Here is a 22,328-nt window from a genome sequence, read left to right as displayed (position 1 = left end):
TCTGCGCTTCCATGGCCCGGGCCTCCGTCTTTGGGGTGTAGCTGGCTACACCCCAAAGACGGAGCCGGACGCTACCGACAAGATCCTTGCCGCGCAGGATTCTTGACGGCATGACGAACACGAACCTGATCCGCAGTGCCCGCAGCCCGCTCGCCCCCGTCCGCACCGCGGTCATGGGCCCCGCCCCGCTGCGGCCCGAACTCCTCGACGGCCCGGGCGGGGTGCGGCTGCTCGGATCGGCCGGCCCGTGGTCGGCCTTCCTCCGCCCGGGGCGCCGCCCGGCCATGGAGGTGTACGCGTACGACGAGTTGCTCGACGTCGTGGTCGATTCCCCGCTCGGCGGTGCCCGGTCGCGCGGCGCGCGGCACCGCCGGGCCGACAGACCGGGGGAAGCGCCGGTCTCGTGCGCTTGGGGGCGGCTGCCCCCGTGCGCGGCGCCCGGGTCGGTGTGCTTCCTCGCCGGTGGGCTGCGCCGCAGGTCGGTGCGGGCCGATGCGGTGCGGGTGGCGGGCCGGTTCTGGTTCGCCTCGGTGGCCGGAGAGTTCCGCCGGGCGCAGGTCCGGTCGGAGTGCCGGTGCGCCGGGCACGGGGCGGGGTGGGCGGCGTGAGCGCCTTCGTCCGGGTTCCCGCCGGGGTCGACGGTGGCGGGGTGGTACGCCCGGGCGGGCGGGCCGTCGCGGGGCCGTCGGTCGGGCGGCTGCCGTTGGAACTCGTCTTCCTCGGCTGCGGGTTGATCCTGCTGCCCTGGGCGGCCCTGCTGGCCACCCTGCCCGGCGGTCCGGGCTGGGCCGTGCTCGATCTGGCCGAGTCGGCGGCGCTCTCGGCCACGGCGGCGCTGCTCCGGCAGGGGCGCGGGGCCCGTACCCCGGCCGCTGCCGCCGGTTTCCTGCTGGCCTCCGACGCCGGGTGCGACCTGGCGACGGCGGCCGGCGGGGTGGATCTGGTGGTCGCCGTGCTGATGGCGGTGTGCGCCGAACTCCCGCTGGCCGGCCTGTGCTGGTGGGTGGCGTCCGGCCGGTCCGCGGCCGGTCCCGCCACGGGCCGGCGGGCGGCCGGTGCTCAGCCGGCGGCGGCCAGGCGGTGGAGCCGCTCCCGGGTCTCCTCGTCCTGGGGCACGTACCCGACCAGCCTGGTCCCGCTCCTGGGGCCCAGCCACAGGTTGGTGTACTCGAACCTGAGCAGGCCGGTCGCGGGCAGCGCGAACTGCTTGAACCCGTTGACCAGTCCCGCCACCTCGTGCCGTTCCCAAGCCTCTTCGAAGTCCGGGGAGACCCTGCGCAGCCGGTCGACCAGGTTCTTCCACGCGGGTTCCGCCGCGTGGTCGGCCATCGAGTTCCGGAAGCGCGCCACCACCCCGGCCCTGGCGGCCGCCCGGTCGACCAGGTTCCGAGCGAAAGGAGTGTCGGTGAAGACCATCCACATGATGTTGCGGTCCTCGTCGGGGATCGTCTCCAGGTCCCCGGTGAGCCAGGTGTACGCGCGGTTGTACGCCAGGATGTCGAACCGGCTGCTGATCACCACGGCGGGGAACGGGTCCAGTTGGGACACCATCGCCCTGATCGAGGGCGACACGGTCGAGCACTCCCGGACGGGCACGGGGTCCTCGGCGCCCGCGAGGGTGAACAGGTGCGACCGCTCGTTGCGGTCGAGCAGCAGGGCCCGGGCCACCGAGTCCAGGACCTGGGCCGACACCTGGATGCCGCGCCCCTGTTCGAGCCAGGTGTACCAGGTGATCCCGACCGCGGCGAGGCCGGCGACCTCCTCGCGGCGCAGCCCCGGCGTCCGGCGGCGGCCCACCGCGGGAAGACCCACCTGCTCGGGCGAGATGCGCTCACGGCGGCTCCGCAGGAAGGTGGCCAGTTCGTGCCGCCGGACGTCGGCGGGGGTCTGAGTGTCCGCGGGGATAGCCATGACACCAGGGTGGACCATCACCGATCCCCTTGCCAGGTAGTCCTTATACCTGGATAGACACCGCCTGGTACCAGGTTGAGAGGAGCCGCATCGTAGTACTCGTGACTCGACAGACAGTGCTTCCCCGCATCCCGTCCCCGGCCCGACCGGCGGCGCCCGTGGTGTCCGCGACACCCGCGCTGGGTACCGCCGGCCTGATCACCGTCCTCCTGGGCGCCTTCCTTCCGATGCTTGACTTCTTCATAGTGAATGTCGCGCTACCGACCATCGACCACGATCTGGTCGCCGGCCCCGCGGTCCTCGAACTCGTCGCGGCCGGCTACGGCATCGCCTTCGCCGTGCTGCTCGTCCTGGGCGGGCGGCTGGGCGACGCCTTCGGACGACGACGGCTGTTCATCGGCGGGGCCGTCGCCTTCGCCCTCACCTCGCTCGCCTGCGGTGCCGCACCCACCGCCTGGACCCTGGTCGCCGCCCGGGTCGCCCAGGGGGCTTCCGCCGCCCTCCTGCTCCCCCAGGTCCTCGCCACCATCACCGCCACCACCAGCGGTCGGCAGCGCGCCCGGGCCCTCGGCGTCTACGGTGCGGTCGGCGGCATCTCGGTGGTGATCGGCCAGGTCCTCGGCGGACTCCTGGTCTCGGCGGACCTCTTCGGCACCGGCTGGCGCGCCGTCTTCCTACTGAACGTCCCCTTCGCCCTCCTCACCGCGGCCCTGGCCTCCCGGTACGTTCCGGAGAGCCGCGCCGAGCGGGCCGCCGGGGTGGACCTGCCGGGCACCCTGCTGCTCAGCGCCGCACTGCTGTCCCTGTTCGTCCCGCTGATGGAGGGCCGGGCCGTCGGCTGGCCGGCCTGGACCTGGGCGTCGCTGGCCGCTTTCCCGGCCTTCGCGGCCGCGTTCCTGGCGGTGGAACGCCGCGCCGAGCGGGCGGGCCGGCTCCCGCTCGTCCCGCTCTCGTTGCTGCGCATCCCGGAGATGCGGCGCGGCCTCGGAGTGGCCGTGCCCTACTTCACCGGTTTCGGCGGCTTCATGTTCGTCGTCGCCCTGATGCTGCAGGACGGCCTGCACAAGGGCCCGGTCGCCGCGGGCTGGGCGCTGGTCCCGATGGCGGTGGGCTACTTCGGGGCCTCGCTGGCCGGGCCCCGGCTGGTCGACCGGTTCGGCAGCCGGGTGATCACCGGCGGAGCGGTGGTCCAGGGCATCGGCCTGCTGACCCTGCTGGCCACCGTGCTGGGCGACTGGGCGCACTTCTCGCCCCTGCGGATGCTCCCCGGGGTCGCGCTGGCCGGCATCGGCCAGGGCCTGGTGGGCATGCCGCTGTTCCGGGTGGTGCTCTCCCGAGTCCCCGCCGAGCGCGCCGGGGTGGGCAGTGGCGTCCTGGCGACCACCCAGCAGTCCAGCCTGGCCCTGGGGGTAGCGACGTTGGGCACTCTCTTCCTCGGTCTCGTACCCGCCCTGGGAATGGCGAACGCGCTGGCTCTGGTGCTCGGCATCCAGACGCTCGGTTCCCTGGCCATCTGCTGGTTGAGCACCCGGCTGCCGCGCTCGGTCGGCTGAGCGGTGCCGCGCTCCGAAGGCCCTGCACCGAAGGCACTGCACCGCAGGCTCTGCGACGAAGGCCCTACGCCGAGAACCCTCTGCCGGGAACGGTGCGTCGAAAAAGGAAAGGCCCGCAGGCCGGGGCCGGTGCGAGGATGGCGCCATGACGGAGAACCCGACCATCGTCCCGGGCGGGACGCGCACCCGCGAGCAGCTGGTGGCAGCGATCGAGTCCGGGGCGCGCCCGAAGTACCTGCACTTCTGGGGCCACCGGCCGCAGCGCGACGGGCAGATCGGCGCCGGTGCCCTCAGCCAGTGGTGGCCCTCGCCGTTCGAGGTCGACGGGGTCCGGTACAGCACCGCCGAGCACTGGATGATGGCGGGCAAGGCCCGGCTGTTCGGCGACGAGGAGATCGTTCCGCGCATCCTCGGCGCCCGGACGCCCGCCGAGGCGAAGAAGCTGGGCCGACTGGTCGGCGGGTTCGACGAGGCCCGCTGGACGGCGCACCGCTTCGACCTGGTGGTGGCGGGCAGCGTCGCGAAGTTCGGGCAGGACGACCGGCTCCGCGCGTACCTGGTCGGCACCGGGAACCGCGTCCTGGTCGAAGCCAGCCCGCTCGACCGGATCTGGGGCATCGGCCTGGCGGCCGACGACGACCGGGCCCATGCGCCCGCGCAGTGGCGCGGCCTGAACCTGCTCGGCTTCGCACTGATGGAAGCCCGCGCAGAACTGACGGGGCGTCAACTCCACTGACCAACAGGCGGATCGGTCGACCGTCGGGCGATAGCGGACCGTCGGGCAAGCGCCCACACCATTCCCAACCCGGGTGATTCGGGCAGGAGTTGACAGGTTTCACAGACCGGAACCCTCTTGCCCCGCACCGGCCTCTCGCATTCCCATCTCGAAAAGGTTAAGACTTGCTCCCGTAACGTGGCCGCCGTACAGCAACGCCAGGATGGCCACCAGTCGTTGTGTTCGGGGGCCAGTCGGGTGGCCTCCATGGAGAGGTCGGGCAGGCCGCGATGACCGTGCGAGAACTGGGGCCGGAACCGGCCGAAATCCAGCTCCTCAGAGCCGAGTTGGACGAACTGCTCAGGGCCCGGCAGTTCGCCGCACAGCGGGAGCGCAGGCTCGCCGAAGCACTGCGGGACCGCCACGAGCCGGACCACTCTCCCGCCCCCCAGCACCCGCCCCGGCAACCCGACCCCGAGCTGGCGCGACAGCTCGCCCAGGCGCAGAACCTCCGTGAAGGTCTCGGCGCCCGTTGCCTGGAGCTGAGCAACCGCCTGCTCGCCGCCGAGGACCGGCTGATGGCCGGACGGCTCGCCGACAGGTCCTCCCGGCAGACCGGTCAGGCCGCGACCGGCCCGGCCACCGCCCCGCCCCGGGCCGACGATCCGCACGGGCCGGGCCCCGCCTTCGTCCCCTCGCAGCGACTGCGCCCGACCGGGGCCCGGTTCGGCGGCACCCGCAACGGAGTCCGGACTCCCCCGGCCGCCGACGCCCCCGACTTCCTTGACGCCACAACGGTCGTACCGGCCCCACCCCCGGCCCAGGACGCGGCCGCCGACACCCCGCCGCTCCGTGGCGCCAGGTTCAGGAGCAACCGCGTCCTCCGCCCCGCCGAGCGGAACGCCGCCACCCCCACCGTCACCGGCGCACCGCCCTCCGACACCCCGGCCGTCGGCACCGGCACCGGCCCGCACTCCGAGGCCGACCACACGCACCCCGGCCACCGCCCGCGCCCGAACACGGGGCCCGGTCCGTCGGGGCAGTATCCGCACGAGACCTCCGCGGCGGGAGCCGCAGACCGGCCGCGCAGCCGGACGAAGGCCGAACTGGCCAGGCTGGTCCAGCGGATCGCCGAACTGCACCGCGAGGGCGCGGTGCACGAGTCCGCGGCGATCGTGGGTCAGGTGGCCCTGCTGGTCACGCCCCTCGACCTGGCCGCACTGGCCGCGCTGCTGAAGTCCGACGGCCCGTCCGGCGCCTCCGCCTACCTGGCCAGGTCGGTGGCCAACGGCACGCCGGAGCACGCGGCGGCCGTCCTCGTGGAGTTGCGCCGCGAAGGGCTGGTGGACGAAGCCGCGGACCTCTTCCACACCCTGTGGTCGGTCGGTTCCCGGGAGCTTCCGGCGCTGCTGGCGGCATTGGAGCGGACCGGCCAGTCCGCCGACGGACAGACCCTGCTGTGGGAGCGGGCCTCCGCCCCGGCCGCCGAACTCGCGGAGCTGACCCACTGGTTGCGGGAGGCCGGCCGGTCCGGCGACGCACGCCACCTGCTCCGGCAGGCGGCCGGTCGACCGGTCGGGGAGGTCGCCGAGATCGCGGCGGCGCTGAGCGAGGGCTCCGCCGTCGAGCTGGTCCGGGAGCTGGTGCGGCTGCGCTCGGCCGGTGACATCGGCCAGTTCGCGGCCGCGATCCACGGATCGGCCGAGTTGTACGACGCGCTGCTGTTCGCCACCGACGGCCTGGAGGAGAGCCGGTCCCGCAGCGCCTTCGCCGCCCTGCGCTCGGCCGGACTGCCCACCGAGCCGGCGCCCCGCCCCCGTTCGCGCTCCCGCCAGCGCCGCTGAGCGCGCGCCCGCGACGGTTCGGCATCCGGAACAGCCGACGCCCCCGGGGCAGCCCGCGCCCGGAACGGCGGTGGGCCCTCCCCGAACACGGGGAGGGCCCACCGGGCGGACCACCGGCAGGTGGTCGGTAACCGCTAGGTCAGCAGTCGATCAGCAGCCGATCAGGCGGGCGCCCAGGTAGGACTTGACCTGGTCCAGGGAGACCCGCTCCTGCGCCATGGTGTCGCGCTCGCGGACGGTCACGGCGTTGTCCTCGAGGGTGTCGAAGTCGACGGTGACGCAGAACGGGGTGCCGATCTCGTCCTGGCGGCGGTAGCGCTTGCCGATCGCGCCGGCGTCGTCGAACTCGACGTTCCAGGCCTGCCGCAGGTCGGCGGCGAGGCCGCGGGCCTTCGGGGAGAGGTCGGCGTTGCGGGAGAGCGGGAGCACCGCGACCTTGACCGGGGCCAGGCGCGGGTCGAGCCGCATGCCGACGCGCTTCTCCATGACGCCCTTGGCGTTCGGCGCCTCGTCCTCGAAGTAGGCGTCGATCAGGAAGGCCAGCATGGCGCGGTTGAGGCCGGCCGCGGGCTCGATGACGTACGGGTAGTACCGCTCGTTCGCGTCCTGGTCGAAGTACTTGAGGTCCTGGCCGGAGGCCTCGCTGTGCACCGTCAGGTCGTAGTCGGTGCGGTTGGCCACGCCCTCCAGCTCGGAGAACTCGCTGCCGCCGAAGTTGAAGCGGTACTCGATGTCCACCGTGCGCTTGGCGTAGTGGGACAGCTTCTCCTTCGGGTGCTCGAAGAAGCGCATGTTCTCGGTGCGCAGGCCCAGGCCGGTGTACCAGTTCCAGCGCTGCTCGAGCCAGTACTCGTGCCAGGTCTCGTCCTCGCCGGGCTTGACGAAGAACTCCATCTCCATCTGCTCGAACTCGCGGGTCCGGAAGATGAAGTTGCCGGGCGTGATCTCGTTGCGGAAGCTCTTGCCGACCTGGGCGATGCCGAACGGCGGCTTCTTGCGCGAAGTGGTCTGCACGGCGCGGAAGTTGGTGAAGATGCCCTGCGCGGTCTCGGGGCGCAGGTAGGCCAGGCCGGCCGCGTCCTCGGTGACGCCGAGGTGCGTCTTCAGCATGCCCGAGAACTCCTTGGGCTCCGTGAAGGCGCCCTTGTTGCCGCAGTTCGGGCAGTTGAGGTCGGCCAGGCCGTTGGCGGGCAGCCGGCCGTGCTTGGCCTCGTAGGCCTCTTCCAGGTGGTCGGCGCGGAAGCGCTTGTGACAGGAGAGGCACTCGGTCAGCGGGTCGTTGAAGGTGGCGACGTGGCCGGAGGCCTCCCACACCTCGCGGGCCAGGATCACCGAGGAGTCGAGTCCGACGACGTCCTCCCGAGCGGTGACCATCGAACGCCACCACTGGCGCTTGATGTTCTCCTTCAGCTCGACGCCCAGCGGACCGTAGTCCCAGGCGGCACGGGTGCCGCCGTAGATCTCGCTGCAGGGGTAGACGAAGCCACGGCGCTTGCTCAGGCTGACGATCGTGTCGATCTTGTCGGCGGCCACAGTGCTCTCTTCAGTACGACGGCACGGTCAGGGCGCCGCTGGTTGCGCGCGCCCGAATAACTCAGGGTACCGGGGATGCAGGGTCAGGATTCAACTCGATACTGGCACGGGCCGACCGCCCGGCGGCTGTACCGGGAATGAACAGCCGCACACCCTCCGGCACATGGGGCGCACCCGGTGGCGGAGCCGACGGAGGCGACGACGGAGGAGCCGCCGGAGCGGGCGGGGCGGGACAGTGTGAGGCCGTCCCGCCGGAAAGCAAGTTGACAATCATTTCCAGATAAGATGAGAATGGTTGTCATGAAGATGCGCCGCCTGCCTGCCTCGACCGCCTTCGCCGCCACGGCCGTTGCCGCCTCCCTGCTGCTCTCCGCCTGCGGCGGCACCAGCAGCGCGGCCGACAAGGACGGCGGGAAGCTGGAGGTCGTGGCGTCGTTCTACCCGATGGAGTTCCTGGCCCGTCAGATAGGCGGGGAGCACGTGAAGGTCGCCGACCTGACCGCCCCGGGAGTGGAGCCGCACGACCTGGAGCTGACGGCCAAGCAGGTCGCGGCGGTCCAGCGGGCCGACGCGGTGGTCTACCTGAAGGGCCTGCAGCCGACCGTCGACCAGGCCGTCGCGCAGTCCCACTCCAAGCACGTGGTGGACGCCACGGCCGCCTCCCCGCTGGTGGACCACCACCTCGACGAGGGCACCACCGAGCCCGAGGGCCACAGCGCCGACGACGGCCACGACCACGAGCACTCCGGCGCCGCCGGCGACCCGCACATCTGGCTCGACCCGACCCGGTACGCGGCCGTGGCGAAGAGCGTGGGCGCCGGGCTGGCCGCCGCGGACCCGGCGAACGCCGCCGAGTACCAGCGCAACACCGACGCCCTGGTGGACCGACTCGCCTCGCTGGACCAGGAGTTCCGGGACGGCCTGAAGAGCGTCGACACCCGGACCTTCATCACCAGCCACGCCGCCTTCGGCTACCTCGCCGACCACTACGGCCTGGACCAGGTCGCGATCAACGGGGTCGACCCGGAGGCCGAGCCCACCCCGTCCCGGCTGGCCGCGATCCAGCAGGCGGCCAAGGAGAACGGCGCCACCACCGTCTTCTTCGAGTCCCTGGTGAGCCCCAAGCTGGCCACCACCATGGCGGGCGACCTCGGGCTGAAGACCGCCGTCCTCGACCCCCTGGAGGGGATCAAGGAGCCGGACAAGAACGACTACTTCTCCGTCATGCGGCAGAACCTGGCCAACCTGCGGACGGCGCTCGGCGCGCACTGAACCGCACCGCCGGGCGGACAGGACCGCCTCCCCGGCGAACCGGACGCACCACGGACCGGACGAACCGAACCCCCGACGGGCCGAACCGCCCGCCCCTGAGCGGCGCGAGCCGAGCGAGGAACCACCATGAGTGCTGTCATCCCGACGACGGACTCCGACCGGCGGCCGCCGTCCCCCCGCAGCGGCGACGGGGCCGGGGCGGACGCCCCCGACCGGAGCGGGGCGGTGCCGGTCCTCGGCCTGCGCGGGGCGGTCGCCACGGTCGGGGGGCGGCCGGTGCTCCGCGGCGTCGACCTCACCGTCCGGCCGGGCGAGGTGGTGGCCCTGCTGGGGGCCAACGGGTCCGGCAAGTCGACGACCGTGAAGACCGTGATCGGGGCGGTCCCGCTGGAGCGGGGCAGCCTGGAGCTGTTCGGGCGGCCGCAGCGCAGGTTCCGGGCCTGGCACCGGATCGGGTACGTGCCGCAGCGCACCACCGCGGCCGGCGGGGTGCCGGCCACGGTCCGCGAGGTGGTCTCCACCGGGCGGCTGCCGCAGCACGGACTGCTGCCGTTCCGCCGCCGGGACCGGGCCGCCGTGGACCGGGCGCTGACCGCCGTCGGCATGCTCGACCGGGCCGGGGACGGCGTGGCGAACCTGTCCGGCGGGCAGCACCAGCGGGTGCTGATCGCCCGCGCCCTGGTCGGCGAACCCGAACTGCTGATCATGGACGAGCCGATGGCCGGCGTCGACGTGGACAGCCAGCAGGTGCTCGCCGACATCCTGCGCAGCGAGGTGGAGCGCGGCTGCGCGGTCCTCCTGGTGCTGCACGAACTCGGCCCGCTGGAGCCGCTGATCGACCGGGCGGTGGTGCTGCGCGACGGCTGCGTGGCGCACGACGGCCCGCCGCCCCGCGGGGTCGGCCAGCACGCGCTGCCCGGCCACGACCACGTCCACCCGCACGCGGACGACCACCACCACCGCACCACCCAGGGACTGCTGGCATGATCGAGATGTTCCAACCCGACTTCATGCAGCGGGCGTTCCTCGCCGCCGTGCTGGTCGGCCTCACCGCTCCCCTGGTCGGCATCTACCTGGTGCAGCGCCGCCAGGCCCTGATGGGCGACGGCATCGGGCACGTCGCGCTGACCGGTGTCGGCCTGGGCTTCCTGTTCCAGGCCAACCCGATCTGGATGGCGGTGCTGGTCTGCGTGCTCGGCGCCGTCGTGATGGAACTGGTCCGCTCCCGCGGCAACCAGCGCGGCGACATCGCGCTGGCGATGCTGTTCTACGGCGGCATGGCCGGCGGCAAGCTGCTGGTCTCGATGAGCAGCCAGGCCGGCTCCGGCAGCCTGGAGAGCTACCTGTGGGGCTCGATCCTCACCGTCTCCCCCGGCGACCTGGCGGTGATCGGCGGGCTGGCCGCGGTCGTCCTCGCGGTCACCGTCGGGCTGCGGCGGCAGCTGTTCGCGATCTGCCAGGACGAGGAGTTCGCCCGGGTGACCGGCCTCCCGGTCCGGGTGCTCAACCTGCTGCTGGCGGTGATGGCGGCCGTCACCGTGACGGTCGCGATGCGGGTGGTCGGCCTGCTGCTGGTCAGCGCGCTGATGGTGGTGCCGGTCGCGGCGGCCCAGCAGCTGACCCGCTCCTTCGCCGCCACCCAGGCCGCCGCGGTCGGCGTGGGCGTGCTCGCGGCGGTCGGCGGCGTCGGCACCTCGTACCAGGCCGACCTGCCGCCCGGTCCGACCATCGTGATCCTGGCGATCCTCGCCTTCGCCCTGTTCAGCCTGGCCGCCGCACCGCTGGCCCGGCGGCGGCACCGGGCGTCCGCCGAGAACGGCCCGGCGGTCTGCGACGTGGCGCTGCCGACCGCGGAAGCCGGGTCGGCGGCCGGAACCGGGCCGGGGGCCGGAGCGGAGGCCCAGGTGCCGTCGCAGGGGGAGTCGCTGTCAAGTCGGGGGCTGGCACAATGATGTGCGAAACCACCCGATCAGCAGGAGGACCCACGGTGACCACCGCAGGCCCGTCGCCGCGCGCACGATCGACCCGGCAGCGCACCGCCGTCTCGGCGGTGCTGGACGAGATCGAGGACTTCCGCAGCGCGCAGGAACTGCACGACATGCTCAAGCACCGGGGCGACTCGGTCGGCCTGACCACCGTCTACCGGACGCTGCAGTCGCTCGCCGAGGCCGGTGAGGTGGACGTGCTGCGCACCGCCGAGGGCGAGGCGGTCTACCGCCGGTGCAGCAGCGGGCACCACCACCACCTGGTGTGCCGGCACTGCGGGGCGACGGTCGAGGTCGAGGGTCCGGCGGTCGAGCGCTGGGCCAACGCGGTCGCCGCCGAGCACGGGTTCAGCGACATCGCGCACACCCTGGAGATCTTCGGCACCTGCGGCGACTGCGCCGCGAAGCTCTCCGCCCAGCAGCAGAGCCAGTAAGCGGCCCGGCCGGTAGCGCAGGCCCACAGCGCAGCTCGTAGCCCAGCCAGGAGCCCCCGAGCGACGAGGGCCCGGATCGGACGGTTCCGATCCGGGCCCTCTGCCGTGGCGCGCGCCCGGCGCGAGCGCTCAGCGCTGGGTCGGCACGTCCGCGGTGTCCGCGGCGTCGACCGCGTTCGGGACCGCACCGCCGAAGCGGCGGTCGCGGCGCGCGTACTGCTCGACGGCGCGCCACAGGTCGCGGCGGTCGAAGTCGGGCCAGAGCACGTCCTGGAACACCAGCTCGGCGTACGCGGACTGCCAGGCCAGGAAGTTGGAGGTGCGCTGCTCGCCGCTGGGGCGCAGGAACAGGTCGACGTCCGGCATGTCCGGGTAGTAGAGGTACTTGGCGAACAGCTTCTCGTTGACCTTCTCCGGGTTGAGCTTCCCGGCGGCGACGTCGCGGGCGATGGCCAGCGCGGCGTCGGCGATCTCGGCCCGGCCGCCGTAGTTGAGGCAGAAGTACATCGTCATGGCGTCGTTGTCCTTGGTCTGCTCCTGGGCGACCTGGAGCTCCTGGACGACGCTCTTCCACATCCGCGGCATCCGGCCGGCCCAGCGGATCCGGATGCCCATGGCGTCCATCTCGTCCCGGCGGCGGCGGATCACGTCCCGGTTGAAGTTCATCAGGAACTTCACCTCGTCCGGGGAGCGCTTCCAGTTCTCGGTGGAGAAGGCGTACAGCGAGAGGTTCTTGACGCCGACCTCCAGGCAGCCGCGCAGCACGTCGAGGACGACGGCCTCGCCGACCTTGTGACCCTCGGTGCGGGGCAGGCCGCGCTCCTTGGCCCAGCGGCCGTTGCCGTCCATGACGCAGGCGATGTGGTTCGGGACCAGTTCGGCCGGGATCTTCGGCGGCCGGGCACCGCTCGGGTGCGGGGCCGGGGCCTCGTACGTCCGCTTGCTGCTGCCGAACAGCCGTCGCGCGACCATGCTCACTTCTCCACGTATCTCATCGAGCGGATGCCCCGCTCCAGGTGCCACTGCAGGTAGGCGGCCACCAGCCCGCTGCCCTCGCGCCAGTACCGCGGCTCGCAGCCGTCGGCCGTCCGCCAGTCTCCGGAGAGCAGCGCGCCGAGCAGTACCAGTGTCTCAGGGGAGGGTACGGCACTTCCGGGCACCCGGCAGTCGCCGCACAGCACGCCGCCGGCCTGCAGCGAGAAGAAGCGGTTGGGGCCGGGCAGTCCGCAGCGGGCGCAGTCGGTGAAGCTGGCGCCGTAGCCGTTGACGGCGAGCGAGCGCAGCAGGAAGGCGTCCAGCACCAGGTGCGACTGGTGGGTGCCGTTGGCGAGGGTGCGCAGGCCGCCGACGAGCAGCAGGTACTGCTGGACGGCGGGCTGGCCCTCGTGCTCGGCGAAGCGTTCGGCGGTCTCCAGCATCGCGGTGCCGGCGGTGTAGCGGGTGTAGTCGTCGACGATCCGGGCGCCGTAGGGGGCGATGGTCTCCACCTGGGTGCACAGCGGCAGGGTGCGGCCGACCAGGTCGCTGCCGCGGCTGAAGAACTGGATGTCGACGTGCGAGAAGGGTTCGAGGCGGGCCCCGAACTTCGACTTGGTCCGGCGCACGCCGCGGGCCACCGCGCGCACCTTGCCGTGCTGGCGGGTGAGGAAGGTGATGATCCGGTCGGCCTCGCCGAGCTTCTGGGTGCGCAGCACGATGCCGTCGTCGCGGAAGAGACTCATGGTGGTGTCATTGTCCCGCATCGCCACGACAGTCCGGCGGGCCCGACCGGAGGCGCGCAGCCGTGAGCCCGCACCGGGGTTGTGGGGGCTTTCACCCGTGCGGTGCGGGTCACAGCAGGGCCCGGGAGGGGGGAGTTCGGGCCCGGTCGGTGGGAGGGGAGGAAGAGCAGAGGGAGGCAGGAGGGGCGGGTCAGTGCGGGGCGCGGGTGGCGGCCTCCAGCAGCCGGTCGACCTGCGCGTCGGTGAGCCGCAGGCAGCGGCCGACCACGCCGAGCGCGGCCCGCTCCTGCGGCAGGTAGCGGCCGTCGGCGAGGGCGACCAGGGCGCCGAGGGTGAGCAGGCGCTCGCGGCCCTGGAGGGCGAGGTGCGGGGCGAGCGGTTCGAGCGCGGCGTGCAGTTCGACGGCCAGACCGCCGCCCTCGACGTCGACGTCCAGCGGCTCGCCGCCGCTGTGCCCGGAGAGCGCGGCGAGCGCGGCCAGCACCTGGGCCTCGCCGCAGTCGTCGAACCCGGCTTCCTTGATCACGGCGCAGGCGGTCTCGCGTCCGGCGCGGCTGCCGGTGCCGCCGGCCGCGAGCGCGGCCAGGGCGACGGTGTACTGGGCGTCGCGCAGCATCGCGCCGAGCCGGAGCGAGGTCAACTGGTCGAGGGCGTCGGTGCCGTGGCGGCCGCGGCAGGAGGTGCACTGGACGCTGCGGACGACGCCGCCGAGCGGCAGGACCGGGGTGCCGAGGAACCGCAGCCACCGCCGGCCGTGCTGCCGGCGGTAGTTGCGGTCCCCGCCGCAGCCCGGGCAGAAGAATTCACCGAGGACATCCGTCCGCCACCGAGGGCGAACACCCCACAACCCTGTCACGGCGCCACTCCCCAGACATGGCAGGCGGCCTGCACATCAATGGGCAGGTCACGCGACCGGAGGCCGGGGTCGTCCCACCGACCGCGGTTCCGGTCCGTCGATGTTGCCACGGTTACCGGCCCGTGTCAGCACCCTGAACGGGTGCCGGGCGGAAAATTTGTGACCGGGGCCACACTCCCCCGCCGCCCGGCCCCGAACGCCCGAACGAAGCTGACGGACCGTCAATCACCGCTCCCGGCAAGGGTTGTGCCGGAACGCGCCGCGCGGGGCGGACCCGCGGCGCCGCGCGGCCCGGACCGGCGGCGCGGCGCCGGACGGATCAGTCCCGCTGCGCGGCCCGGTTGACGGCGCTGACCAGGGCCTTCAGCGAGGCCAGCACGGTGTTGGCGTCGATGCCCACGCCCCACAGCACCTTGTCGCCGACGGCGCACTCGACGTACGCGGCGGCCTGGGCGTCGCCGCCCTCGCTCAGCGCGTGCTCGGCGTAGTCCAGGACCCGGACGTCGACGCCGATCGAGGCCAGCGCGCTGACGAAGGCGGAGACCGGGCCGTTGCCGGTGCCGGTCAGCGTGACGGGGGTGCCGTCGACGACCGCCTCGGTGGTCAGCGCGTCGCGGCCGTCCTCGGTGGTCAGGCTGCGCGAGCCGCTCAGCGAGATCCGGCCCCACGGGTTGGCGGGGGTGGGCAGGTACTCGTCCTGGAAGACCGCCCAGATGTCGCCGGGGGTGACCTCGCCGCCCTCGGCGTCGGTCTTGGCCTGGATGATCTTCGAGAACTCGATCTGCATCCGGCGCGGCAGGTCCAGCTTGTGGTCGTTCTTCAGCACGTAGGCGATGCCGCCCTTGCCGGACTGCGAGTTGACCCGGATCACGGCCTCGTAGCTGCGGCCGACGTCCTTGGGGTCGATCGGCAGGTAGGGCACGCCCCAGGTGTACTCGCCGACCGGGACGCCGGCGGCGGCCGCGTCGGCCTCCAGCGCGTCGAAGCCCTTCTTGATGGCGTCCTGGTGGGAGCCGGAGAAGGAGGTGAAGACCAGGTCGCCCGCGTAGGGGTGGCGCTCGGCGACCGGCATCTGGTTGCAGTACTCGGCGGTGCGGCGGATCTCGTCGATGTCGGAGAAGTCAATCATCGGGTCGACGCCCTGCGAGAACAGGTTCATCCCGACGTTGACCAGGTCCAGGTTGCCGGTGCGCTCGCCCTGGCCGAACAGGCAGCCCTCGACCCGGTCGGCGCCCGCCATCACGGCCAGTTCGGCGGAGGCCACGCCGGTGCCGCGGTCGTTGTGCGGGTGGGTGGACAGGCAGACGAACGCGCGGCGGGACAGGTTCCGCGACATCCACTCGATCTTGTCGGCGTAGACGTTCGGGGTGGAGCGCTCGACGGTGGTCGGCAGGTTCAGGATGATCTCGCGGCCCTCGCCGGGCTGCCAGACGTCCATCACCGCCTCGCAGACCTCCAGCGCGTAGTCCAGCTCGGTGTCGATGAAGATCTCCGGCGAGTACTCGTAGCCGAAGACAGTGTCGTCGCCCAGGATCTTCTCGGCGTACTCCATCACCAGGCGGGTGCCGTCCACCGCGATGGCCTTGATCTCCTCCTTGCTCGCCCGGAACACCACCCGGCGGAACAGCGGCGAGGTGGCGTTGTACAGGTGCACGGTGGCGCGCGGCGCGCCCCGCAGCGACTCGACGGTGCGCTCGATCAGGTCCTCGCGGGCCTGGGTCAGCACCGAGATGGTGACGTCCTCGGGGATCGCGCCCTCTTCGATCAGCGAGCGGACGAAGTGGAAGTCGGTGGCGCCGGAGGAGGGGAAGCCGACCTCGATCTCCTTGTAGCCCATCTTCACCAGCAGGTCGAACATCTTGCGCTTGCGGGCCGGCGACATCGGGTCGATCAGCGCCTGGTTGCCGTCCCGCAGGTCGGTGGACAGCCAGCGCGGGGCCTGCGTGATGACCTTGCTCGGCCAGGTGCGGTCCGGCAGGTCGACGGTGCCGAAGGGTACGTACCGCTCGAACGGCATCCCCGAGGGCTTCTGCTGCACGGTGGCGGCGGTGATCGGGGTGGGGCGGTCGACGAACACGCGGGCGACGGAGGACTGTTCGGTCATGGTGGGGCTCTCGGCTTCCGTTGTCGAAGGCGGTCTGCGGTCGGGGGGTAACAGGACACCCGACTCGGCCGACTGAGTGCGCCGCGAATCACACTGGGCGCAACACGACTCCCCGCGGCGAGGGGGCCGGCCTTCTCTGGACTACAGGCCCTCGCCGCGGCAGCTAAGAAGAAGCAGCCGGATACGCATGATGCAACCCACTGTAACAAGAGCGGCGGGACGGACGCAGTGAGGCTCGCCACGATCCCACCCAGTGAGACGGGCCGGGCACGGGGAGTTGGGGAAAAGCGGCGACGAACCAGCTCACGGCGTAGCACACTGACAGCCATGCGTATCCAGGTCACCCGTACCGGCGGGTTCGCCGGCCTGCTCCGGTATGCCGAGATGGACACCTCGGAGCGCCCGGACGCCCCGCACGTGCACGCGCTGGCCCGGGAGGCGATGGTGGGCGGACTGCGCGCGCCCGCCTACGGCGTCCCGGACGGCTTCCACTACGAGATCACCGTGGACGGCCGGACGGTGCACTGCGCCGACCCGAAGCTCACCGACTCGCAGCGCGAGCTGGTGAGCCTGGTGCTCCGCGAAGGCGCCTGACCCGCCGCCTCCCCGACCGCGAGCCGGACCGCCCGCCCGCGAGCCGGCCGCCCCGGCCCGGCCCTGCCCCCGTCAGACCCAGCCGTCCAGCGAGGCCAGGAAGCCGTCCGGGTCGTCCCGGTGGATGCAGTGCCCGGCGCCCGGCACGGTGCGCACCGTGTAGCCGCGGCGGCGCAGTTCGGCGGCCTCCTCGGAGGTCACCAGCTGGCTGGGGTCGGCGAGTTGGACCAGCGAGGGGACGGCGGGGGCGCCGGGCAGCACGGAGTGCGCGGGGTGCGCCCACAGGCCGGTCGCGGTGTCGCCGTCCCAGGCGGCGAGGGCGGCGAGTTCGGCGTCCACGTCCGCCGCGGACCACTCGGGGCGCATCGCGGTGACGAGTTTCCGGGTGGCGAGCCGCTGGAAGGCGACGAAGGGCTCCGGTCCGACGCCGGGGCGGTCGAAGACGAAGGCGGGGTCGCTGTAGACCGCGCGGGCGGGCGCCAGCCGGTCGGCGGCCAGCCGCAGGGCCAGTGCGCCCAGCGAGTGGCCGATCGCCAGGTCCGCCCCGGCGGGCAGGGTGTCGGCGAGGTCGGCGGCGAACTCCGCCGGCCCGTACCGTTCGGCGGGGCCGGACCCGGCGCCGCGCGGGGAGGCGCCGTGGCCGCGCAGGTCCACGGCCAGCACCCGGTAGCCGCGCTCGGCGAGCGCGGGGCCGATCACCCGCCAGGTCCGGTGGTCGGACTGCAGTCCGTGCACCAGCAGGGCGGTGCGGTCGCCCGCGCCCCAGGTGTGGGTGTACAGCCGCACGGCCCCGCCCCTCCCCCTCGCCCCGACGGGGCGTCAGAAGCCGAGCTTACGCAGCTGCTTGGGGTCGCGCTGCCAGTCCTTGGCGACCTTGACGTGCAGGTCGAGGTAGACGGGGGTGCCGAGCAGCGCCTCGATCTGCTTGCGGGCGGTGGTGCCGACGTGCTTGAGCCGGGCGCCCTTGGCGCCGATCACGATGGCCTTCTGGCTCTGCCGCTCGATGTACACGTTGGCGTGGATGTCCAGCAGCGGGCGGTCGGCGGGCCGGTCCTCGCGCGGGATCATCTCCTCGACCACGACGGCCAGCGAGTGCGGCAGCTCGTCCCGGACGCCTTCCAGCGCGGCTTCCCGGATCAGCTCGGCGACCATGATCAGCTCGGGCTCGTCGGTGAGGTCGCCGTCCGGGTAGAGCGGCATGCCCTCGGGCAGCAGCTTGGTCAGCAGGTCGGCGACCAGGGTGACCTGGCTGTCGCCGACGGCGGAGACCGGGATGATCTCGGCCCACTCGATGCCGAGTTCGGCGCCGAGCTGCTGGATGGCGATCAGCTGTTCGGCGAGCCGCTTGGAGTCCACCAGGTCGGTCTTGGTGACCAGCGCCACCTTGGGGGTGGACTTCTTGATCCCGGCGAGTTCCTTGGCGATGAACTTGTCGCCGGGGCCGAGCTTCTGGTCCGCGGGCACGCAGAAGCCGATCACGTCGACCTCGGCCCAGGTGCTGCGGACCAGGTCGTTGAGCCGCTCGCCGAGGAGGGTGCGGGGCTTGTGCAGGCCGGGCGTGTCGACCAGCACCAGCTGGGCGTCGGGCCGGTGCACGATGCCGCGCACGGTGTGCCGGGTGGTCTGCGGGCGGTCGGAGGTGATCGCGACCTTCGTCCCGACCAGCGCGTTGGTCAGGGTCGACTTGCCCGCGTTGGGACGGCCGACGAAGCACGCGAACCCGGAGCGGTACGGGGAGGAAGGGGCATTCATGGCATCCATTGTCGCCGATCGGCGGGGCCGTCCCGGCCACGGGGTGTTCAGCCGGTCTTCTTCCCGCCGCCGCCGGTGATCCCGCCCACCACGACCAGTGCCAGCAGGACCAGGGTGCCGGCCAGCCACCAGGGGGAGCCGGTCTCGTGCCAGCGGCCGAACCCCATCACGCAGAGCAGCAGTCCGCAGAAGAACGCCGCGACGCCCATGTCCCCTCCCCCGCCGGGACGACCCTCCCGGTCGGTGCGATTATCGCACCGACCGGCCGAGGGGTGGGCTGCGGACGGGCCCTTCCGGCCACCCGCCCGCGCCCCTCACTCCGCCGCGGCGACCAGCTTCAGCACGCCGTCGGGCCCCGCCAGCAGCACCGGCGTCCCGGCCCCGCCCAGGTCCCGCACCGCCGCCAGGTCGGCCGGGTCCGGCACCGCCGCCGCCGACACCACCGCGGCCGCCTCCAGACCCTTCGCCCCGCTGGCCACCGCCATCGCCACCGCCGTGCGCAGCGCGCTCAGCCGCAGCGACTCCAGCTCCACGGTGCCCGCCACGTAGGTGCGGCCGGTCTCGTCGCGCACCGCCGCCCCCTCGGCCACGCCGTTGCGGGCGCGGGCCGAGCGGGCCAGGGTGACGATCTTCTTGTCCTCGGGGTCGAGCTCGGAAATCTCGGTCATGGCCCGAGCATAGGCGGGCCCGGGGCCCGTGACGTCCGCCGCTCAGTCCTTGAACAGCGCGCCCTCAGTCCTTGAGCAGCGCGCCCTCGCCGGCCGGTTCGAAGGCCGCCAGCGCCGCGTCGATCCGCGCCAGCACGTCCGCGTCCAGCGCCAGTTCGGCCGCGGCCTGGTTCTCCGCGATGTGCCGGGGCGTCCGGCTGCCCGGGATCGGCACCACGTGCGCGTCCCGGTGCAGCAGCCAGGCCAGCGCCAACTGGCCGGGGGTGGCGCCCAGTTCCGCGGCGATCGCGCGCACCGGGGCGTACCGGTCGTTGTTCGCGGCCAGGTTCTCGGCCGAGAACCTGGCCTGGTGCTGCCGGAAGTCGCCGTCGTCGACCCGCTGCACGGTGCCGGTCAGGAAGCCGCCGCCGAGCGGGCTCCAGGCCACCACGCCGACGCCCAGCTCGCGGGCCGCGGCCAGCAGCTCCGGGTCGATCGGCTGCCACATCGACCACTGGGTCTGCACCGCCGCCACCGGGTGCACCGCGTGCGCGGCCCGCAGCTGCGCCGCCGTCACGTTGGACACTCCCAGGTGCCGCACCAGGCCCGCCGCGACCAGCTCGGCGACCGCGCCGACCGTCTCCTCGAACGGCACCTGCGGGTCCACGAAGTGCGGGTAGTACAGGTCGATCACGTCGGTGCCGAGGTTGCGCAGCGACTGCTCCGCGTAGCCGCGGACGTACTTCGGGTCGCCGTTCACGGCCAGCTCGCCGAACGCGAAGTGCACCGGGAAGCGGTGCGCCTCGGCGCCCTCGGGTATCCGGAAGCCGAACTTGGTGGCCAGCACCACCTCGTCCCGGCGCCCCCGCAGGGCGCGGCCGACCAGTTGCTCGTTGTGCCCGTCCGGGCCGTAGCCGTCCGCGGTGTCGATCAGCGTGGCCCCGGCGTCGACCGCGGCGAGCAGCGCGTCCTGCCCGCGCCGTTCGTCGGTCTCGCCGTACACGCCGGGCGAGAGCACCATCGCCCCGAACCCGACCGGTGCGGCGGCCAGCGCGCCGAGAGTGCGCTCCGTCATCGTCGTTCCCCCTCCGAGCAGCAGGCGGCCCGGCGGATCTGACGGTCCGTCGGGCCTCGGTGCCCCCACTCTACGACGCGCCGGTCAGTGCCCGGTCGGATTCGGCGGACCGGGCCGGAGCACCTTCACCAGCGCGGGCGGGCCGGCCGGGCGGTCGGCCGCCTTCCCGTGCCGCTCCCGCCAGTACGGATTGTCGTGCGGCAGGTGGCCGCTGACCCGGCCGTACATGCCGAAGGTCAGGATCACGAAGCCGAACACGAAGCTGAAGATCACGTTGGAGATGTGGAAGGCCAGCCGGTTGGCGCCGGAGTCCAGCACCGCCAGGCCGACGAAGCCGGCCAGCACGAACAGCGCGCCCATCGCCATGTTGATGTTCGAGGCGGTGTTGCCGCCGAGCACCGCGCCCAGGACCAGGACCGCGCCGGCCACCAGCGACAGCACGCTGAGCGCGCCGTTGCTGGACAGGCCCAGCACCTCCTTGCCCTCGGTGTCCAGGAAGCCCGGGTGGGTGCCGGTCAGCCCGAGGATGCCGAACACCACCAGGAACAGGCCGCCCAGGCCCGCGCCGTACCGGTACACCGTGCCCAGCCGGTGGTCGGCCGGGAGCTCGTCGTGCAGTCTCATCAGGTCCTCCCCGCGTGGTCGGAGCGGAGGAACGGCACCTCGTGCAGGTACAGCGACCCGCACTGCTGGCAGCAGTGCAGCCCGGTGCCCCAGGCCTCCTCCGGCCTGCTCTCGGCGTCCGAGCCGATCTCGGCGCCGCACATGCCGTGCGAAGGGTCGGCGCCACGCACCACGTGCCACCTGGCCACCCCGCCGGCCGGCCCGCCTGGGCCGTATTCCGCGCGCAGTAGATGTGCCATGTCTTCCACCGTGCGCGCCCGACCGGCGGCACCGCAAACGGGCCCCCGGCCGAACCGTCCGAACCGGCGCTCCGGTTGGGACGGCCCGGCCAAGGGCCCGTCGGGTCCGCGGGTCCGCCCCGGCTCAGGGGGCGGCGTGCTCCTCGGCCGGTTCCGCGGCCTCCGCGTCGGCCCGGACCGGCGCGGCCACCACGGTACCGATCCGGTTGCGGCGGCCCGCCGAGCTCTCCGCGGTCAGCCGGATCGCGGCCAGGCCGCTGCCCTCCGGCACCGGCACCTCGCACGAGGAGCCGGGGATCGGCACCCGGCCCAGGCACTTGGCCAGCAGCCCGCCGACGGTCTCCACGTCCTCGTCGTCCAGCTCGATCCCGAACAGCTCGCCGAGGTCCTCCACGGTCAGCCGGGCGGTGATCCGGTAGCTGCCGTCGCCGAGGTCCTCGACCGGCGCGATCTCCCGGTCGTACTCGTCGGTGATCTCGCCGACGATCTCCTCCAGGATGTCCTCGATGGTGACCAGCCCGGCGGTGCCGCCGTACTCGTCGATCACGATCGCCACGTGCGAGCGCATCTGCTGCATCTCGCGCAGCAGGTCCGCGGCCGGCTTGGAGTCGGGCACGAACACCGCCGGGCGCATCACCGAGTCCACCTGCTCGGACTCCGACTCCCGGTTGACGTGGGTGCGCCGCACCAGGTCCTTGAGGTAGACGATGCCGACCACGTCGTCCTCGTTGTCGCCGACCACCGGGATCCGGGAGAACCCGGAGCGCAGCGCCAGCGTCAGGGTCTGCCGGACGGTCTTGTGCCGCTCGATCATCACCAGGTCGGTGCGCGGCACCATCACCTCGCGGACGATGGTGTCGCCCAGTTCGAAGACCGAGTGCACCATCCGGCGCTCCTCGTCCTCGATCAGGTCGTCCTGCTCGGCCAGGTCGACCAGCGCCCGCAGCTCCGCCTCGGAGGCGAACGGCCCCTCCCGGTAGCCCTTGCCGGGCGTCAGCGCGTTGCCCAGCAGGATCAGCAGCTTCGGGATCGGCCCGAGGATGCGGGCCAGCGGCAGCAGCACGTAGGACGCGGCGGTGACGGTGCTCAGCGGGTGCTGGCGGCCGATCGTGCGCGGGGAGACCCCGACCGCCACGAAGGACACCAGCACCATCACGCCGAACGCCACCAGCACGGCCTGCCAGGTCTGCTGGAAGCCGCGCACGCACACCACGGTGACCAGCACCGCGGCCGCCATCTCGCAGGCCACCCGGATCAGCGTCGCCAGGTTGAGGTAGCGGATGCTGTCGGAGGCCAGCGTCAGCAGCCGGTCGGAGCCGCGCCGGCCCGACCGGACCGCCTCCTCGGCCCGGAACCGGGACATCCGGGAGATGCCCGCCTCCGCGCACGCGGCCAGCCAGCCGAGCACCACCAGCAGGAACGCCCCGACCAGGAAGCTCGTACTCTCACCACTCACAGCGGGCCGGCCC

At 72.9% G+C, this 22,328-nt stretch carries 23 protein-coding genes; 9 read left to right on the top strand and 14 right to left on the bottom strand.

Annotation, left to right across the window (positions count from 1 at the left end; genetic code table 11):
* Nucleotides 1-110: 110 nt before the first annotated feature.
* Nucleotides 111-608 (top strand): hypothetical protein, encoded by a 498-nt coding sequence (locus ACIQBJ_RS19980; protein WP_400711805.1) that lies wholly within the window; start codon nt 111-113, stop codon nt 606-608.
* A 451-nt stretch (nt 609-1,059) separates the two neighbouring features.
* On the opposite strand, the gene ACIQBJ_RS19975 is transcribed toward ACIQBJ_RS19980, so the two are convergent.
* Complete coding sequence (locus tag ACIQBJ_RS19975) at nt 1,060-1,911, bottom strand: helix-turn-helix transcriptional regulator (RefSeq protein WP_400711802.1); 852 nt, start codon at nt 1,909-1,911, stop codon at nt 1,060-1,062.
* A gap of 101 nt (nt 1,912-2,012) precedes the next feature.
* On the opposite strand from ACIQBJ_RS19975, the gene ACIQBJ_RS19970 reads away from it, so the two are divergent.
* The 3 genes from ACIQBJ_RS19970 (at nt 2,013) to ACIQBJ_RS19960 (ending at nt 6,023) form a co-directional block, all read left to right on the top strand.
* Complete coding sequence (locus ACIQBJ_RS19970) at nt 2,013-3,464, top strand: MFS transporter (protein WP_400711799.1); 1,452 nt, start codon at nt 2,013-2,015, stop codon at nt 3,462-3,464.
* A 145-nt stretch (nt 3,465-3,609) separates the two neighbouring features.
* Nucleotides 3,610-4,200: an NADAR family protein gene (locus ACIQBJ_RS19965; protein WP_400711796.1), complete on the top strand. Its 591-nt coding sequence runs from the start codon at nt 3,610-3,612 to the stop codon at nt 4,198-4,200.
* A 269-nt stretch (nt 4,201-4,469) separates the two neighbouring features.
* Nucleotides 4,470-6,023 carry a hypothetical protein gene (locus ACIQBJ_RS19960; RefSeq protein WP_400711793.1) on the top strand — a complete coding sequence of 518 codons (1,554 nt, stop codon included), beginning with the start codon at nt 4,470-4,472 and terminating at the stop codon, nt 6,021-6,023.
* 150 nt (nt 6,024-6,173) lie between these two features.
* Here ACIQBJ_RS19960 and ACIQBJ_RS19955 read toward each other — a convergent pair whose 3' ends face one another.
* Nucleotides 6,174-7,556, bottom strand: coding sequence for a glycine--tRNA ligase (locus ACIQBJ_RS19955; protein WP_400711790.1), 1,383 nt, complete (start codon nt 7,554-7,556; stop codon nt 6,174-6,176).
* 300 nt (nt 7,557-7,856) lie between these two features.
* On the opposite strand from ACIQBJ_RS19955, the gene ACIQBJ_RS19950 reads away from it, so the two are divergent.
* The 4 genes from ACIQBJ_RS19950 to ACIQBJ_RS19935 all read left to right on the top strand — a co-directional run bounded on the left by ACIQBJ_RS19950 (nt 7,857) and on the right by ACIQBJ_RS19935 (nt 11,247).
* A complete protein-coding gene (locus ACIQBJ_RS19950) occupies nt 7,857-8,828 on the top strand; it encodes a metal ABC transporter solute-binding protein, Zn/Mn family (RefSeq protein WP_400711787.1) in 972 nt (323 codons plus the stop codon).
* A 126-nt stretch (nt 8,829-8,954) separates the two neighbouring features.
* Nucleotides 8,955-9,815, top strand: a complete 861-nt coding sequence (locus ACIQBJ_RS19945) for a metal ABC transporter ATP-binding protein (RefSeq protein ID WP_400711784.1) — start codon at nt 8,955-8,957, stop codon at nt 9,813-9,815.
* Nucleotides 9,815-10,780 carry a metal ABC transporter permease gene (locus ACIQBJ_RS19940; protein WP_400712555.1) on the top strand — a complete coding sequence of 322 codons (966 nt, stop codon included), beginning with the start codon at nt 9,815-9,817 and terminating at the stop codon, nt 10,778-10,780. Before ACIQBJ_RS19945 ends, ACIQBJ_RS19940 begins: the two co-directional genes overlap by 1 nt.
* Nucleotides 10,781-10,815: 35 nt before the next feature.
* Complete coding sequence (locus ACIQBJ_RS19935) at nt 10,816-11,247, top strand: Fur family transcriptional regulator (RefSeq protein WP_400711781.1); 432 nt, start codon at nt 10,816-10,818, stop codon at nt 11,245-11,247.
* 129 nt (nt 11,248-11,376) lie between these two features.
* On the opposite strand, the gene ACIQBJ_RS19930 is transcribed toward ACIQBJ_RS19935, so the two are convergent.
* The 4 genes from ACIQBJ_RS19930 to leuA all read right to left on the bottom strand — a co-directional run bounded on the left by ACIQBJ_RS19930 (nt 11,377) and on the right by leuA (nt 15,928).
* The gene (locus tag ACIQBJ_RS19930; protein ID WP_400711778.1) at nt 11,377-12,219 is read right to left on the bottom strand and encodes an isoprenyl transferase; all 843 of its coding nucleotides are present in this window, start codon (nt 12,217-12,219) and stop codon (nt 11,377-11,379) included.
* A gap of 2 nt (nt 12,220-12,221) precedes the next feature.
* Nucleotides 12,222-12,968, bottom strand: a complete 747-nt coding sequence (gene recO, locus ACIQBJ_RS19925; protein ID WP_400711775.1) for a DNA repair protein RecO — start codon at nt 12,966-12,968, stop codon at nt 12,222-12,224.
* A gap of 190 nt (nt 12,969-13,158) precedes the next feature.
* A complete protein-coding gene (locus ACIQBJ_RS19920) occupies nt 13,159-13,824 on the bottom strand; it encodes a TerB family tellurite resistance protein (protein ID WP_400711772.1) in 666 nt (221 codons plus the stop codon).
* Between the two features lie 319 nt (nt 13,825-14,143).
* The gene (gene leuA / locus ACIQBJ_RS19915; protein WP_400711769.1) at nt 14,144-15,928 is read right to left on the bottom strand and encodes a 2-isopropylmalate synthase; all 1,785 of its coding nucleotides are present in this window, start codon (nt 15,926-15,928) and stop codon (nt 14,144-14,146) included.
* Between the two features lie 327 nt (nt 15,929-16,255).
* Between leuA and ACIQBJ_RS19910 the strand changes: the two genes are divergently transcribed.
* Nucleotides 16,256-16,522: a protealysin inhibitor emfourin gene (locus ACIQBJ_RS19910; RefSeq protein ID WP_400711766.1), complete on the top strand. Its 267-nt coding sequence runs from the start codon at nt 16,256-16,258 to the stop codon at nt 16,520-16,522.
* Between the two features lie 72 nt (nt 16,523-16,594).
* On the opposite strand, the gene ACIQBJ_RS19905 is transcribed toward ACIQBJ_RS19910, so the two are convergent.
* The 8 genes from ACIQBJ_RS19905 to ACIQBJ_RS19870 all read right to left on the bottom strand — a co-directional run bounded on the left by ACIQBJ_RS19905 (nt 16,595) and on the right by ACIQBJ_RS19870 (nt 22,315).
* Complete coding sequence (locus ACIQBJ_RS19905; RefSeq protein WP_400711763.1) at nt 16,595-17,308, bottom strand: alpha/beta fold hydrolase; 714 nt, start codon at nt 17,306-17,308, stop codon at nt 16,595-16,597.
* Nucleotides 17,309-17,341: 33 nt separating this feature from the next.
* Nucleotides 17,342-18,274 carry a GTPase Era gene (era, locus tag ACIQBJ_RS19900; RefSeq protein ID WP_400711760.1) on the bottom strand — a complete coding sequence of 311 codons (933 nt, stop codon included), beginning with the start codon at nt 18,272-18,274 and terminating at the stop codon, nt 17,342-17,344.
* A 47-nt stretch (nt 18,275-18,321) separates the two neighbouring features.
* Nucleotides 18,322-18,483, bottom strand: coding sequence for a hypothetical protein (locus ACIQBJ_RS19895; protein WP_400711757.1), 162 nt, complete (start codon nt 18,481-18,483; stop codon nt 18,322-18,324).
* Nucleotides 18,484-18,588: 105 nt separating this feature from the next.
* Entirely contained in the window at nt 18,589-18,942 is a 354-nt protein-coding gene (locus ACIQBJ_RS19890; RefSeq protein WP_400711754.1) for a cytidine deaminase, read from the bottom strand.
* A gap of 64 nt (nt 18,943-19,006) precedes the next feature.
* Nucleotides 19,007-19,996 carry an aldo/keto reductase gene (locus tag ACIQBJ_RS19885; RefSeq protein WP_400711751.1) on the bottom strand — a complete coding sequence of 330 codons (990 nt, stop codon included), beginning with the start codon at nt 19,994-19,996 and terminating at the stop codon, nt 19,007-19,009.
* Nucleotides 19,997-20,080: 84 nt separating this feature from the next.
* Entirely contained in the window at nt 20,081-20,620 is a 540-nt protein-coding gene (locus ACIQBJ_RS19880) for a DUF4383 domain-containing protein (protein WP_400711748.1), read from the bottom strand.
* Entirely contained in the window at nt 20,620-20,790 is a 171-nt protein-coding gene (locus ACIQBJ_RS19875; protein ID WP_400711745.1) for a hypothetical protein, read from the bottom strand. Before ACIQBJ_RS19875 ends, ACIQBJ_RS19880 begins: the two co-directional genes overlap by 1 nt.
* 193 nt (nt 20,791-20,983) lie before the next feature.
* Entirely contained in the window at nt 20,984-22,315 is a 1,332-nt protein-coding gene (locus ACIQBJ_RS19870) for a hemolysin family protein (RefSeq protein ID WP_400711742.1), read from the bottom strand.
* Between the last annotated feature and the right edge of the window lie 13 nt (nt 22,316-22,328).

The organism is Kitasatospora sp. NPDC088391 (assembly GCF_044753345.1).
Taxonomy (GTDB): Bacteria; Actinomycetota; Actinomycetes; order Streptomycetales; family Streptomycetaceae; genus Kitasatospora.
Note: the sequence above shows the minus strand (reverse complement) of the source record. Positions and strands in the feature narration are given on the sequence as shown.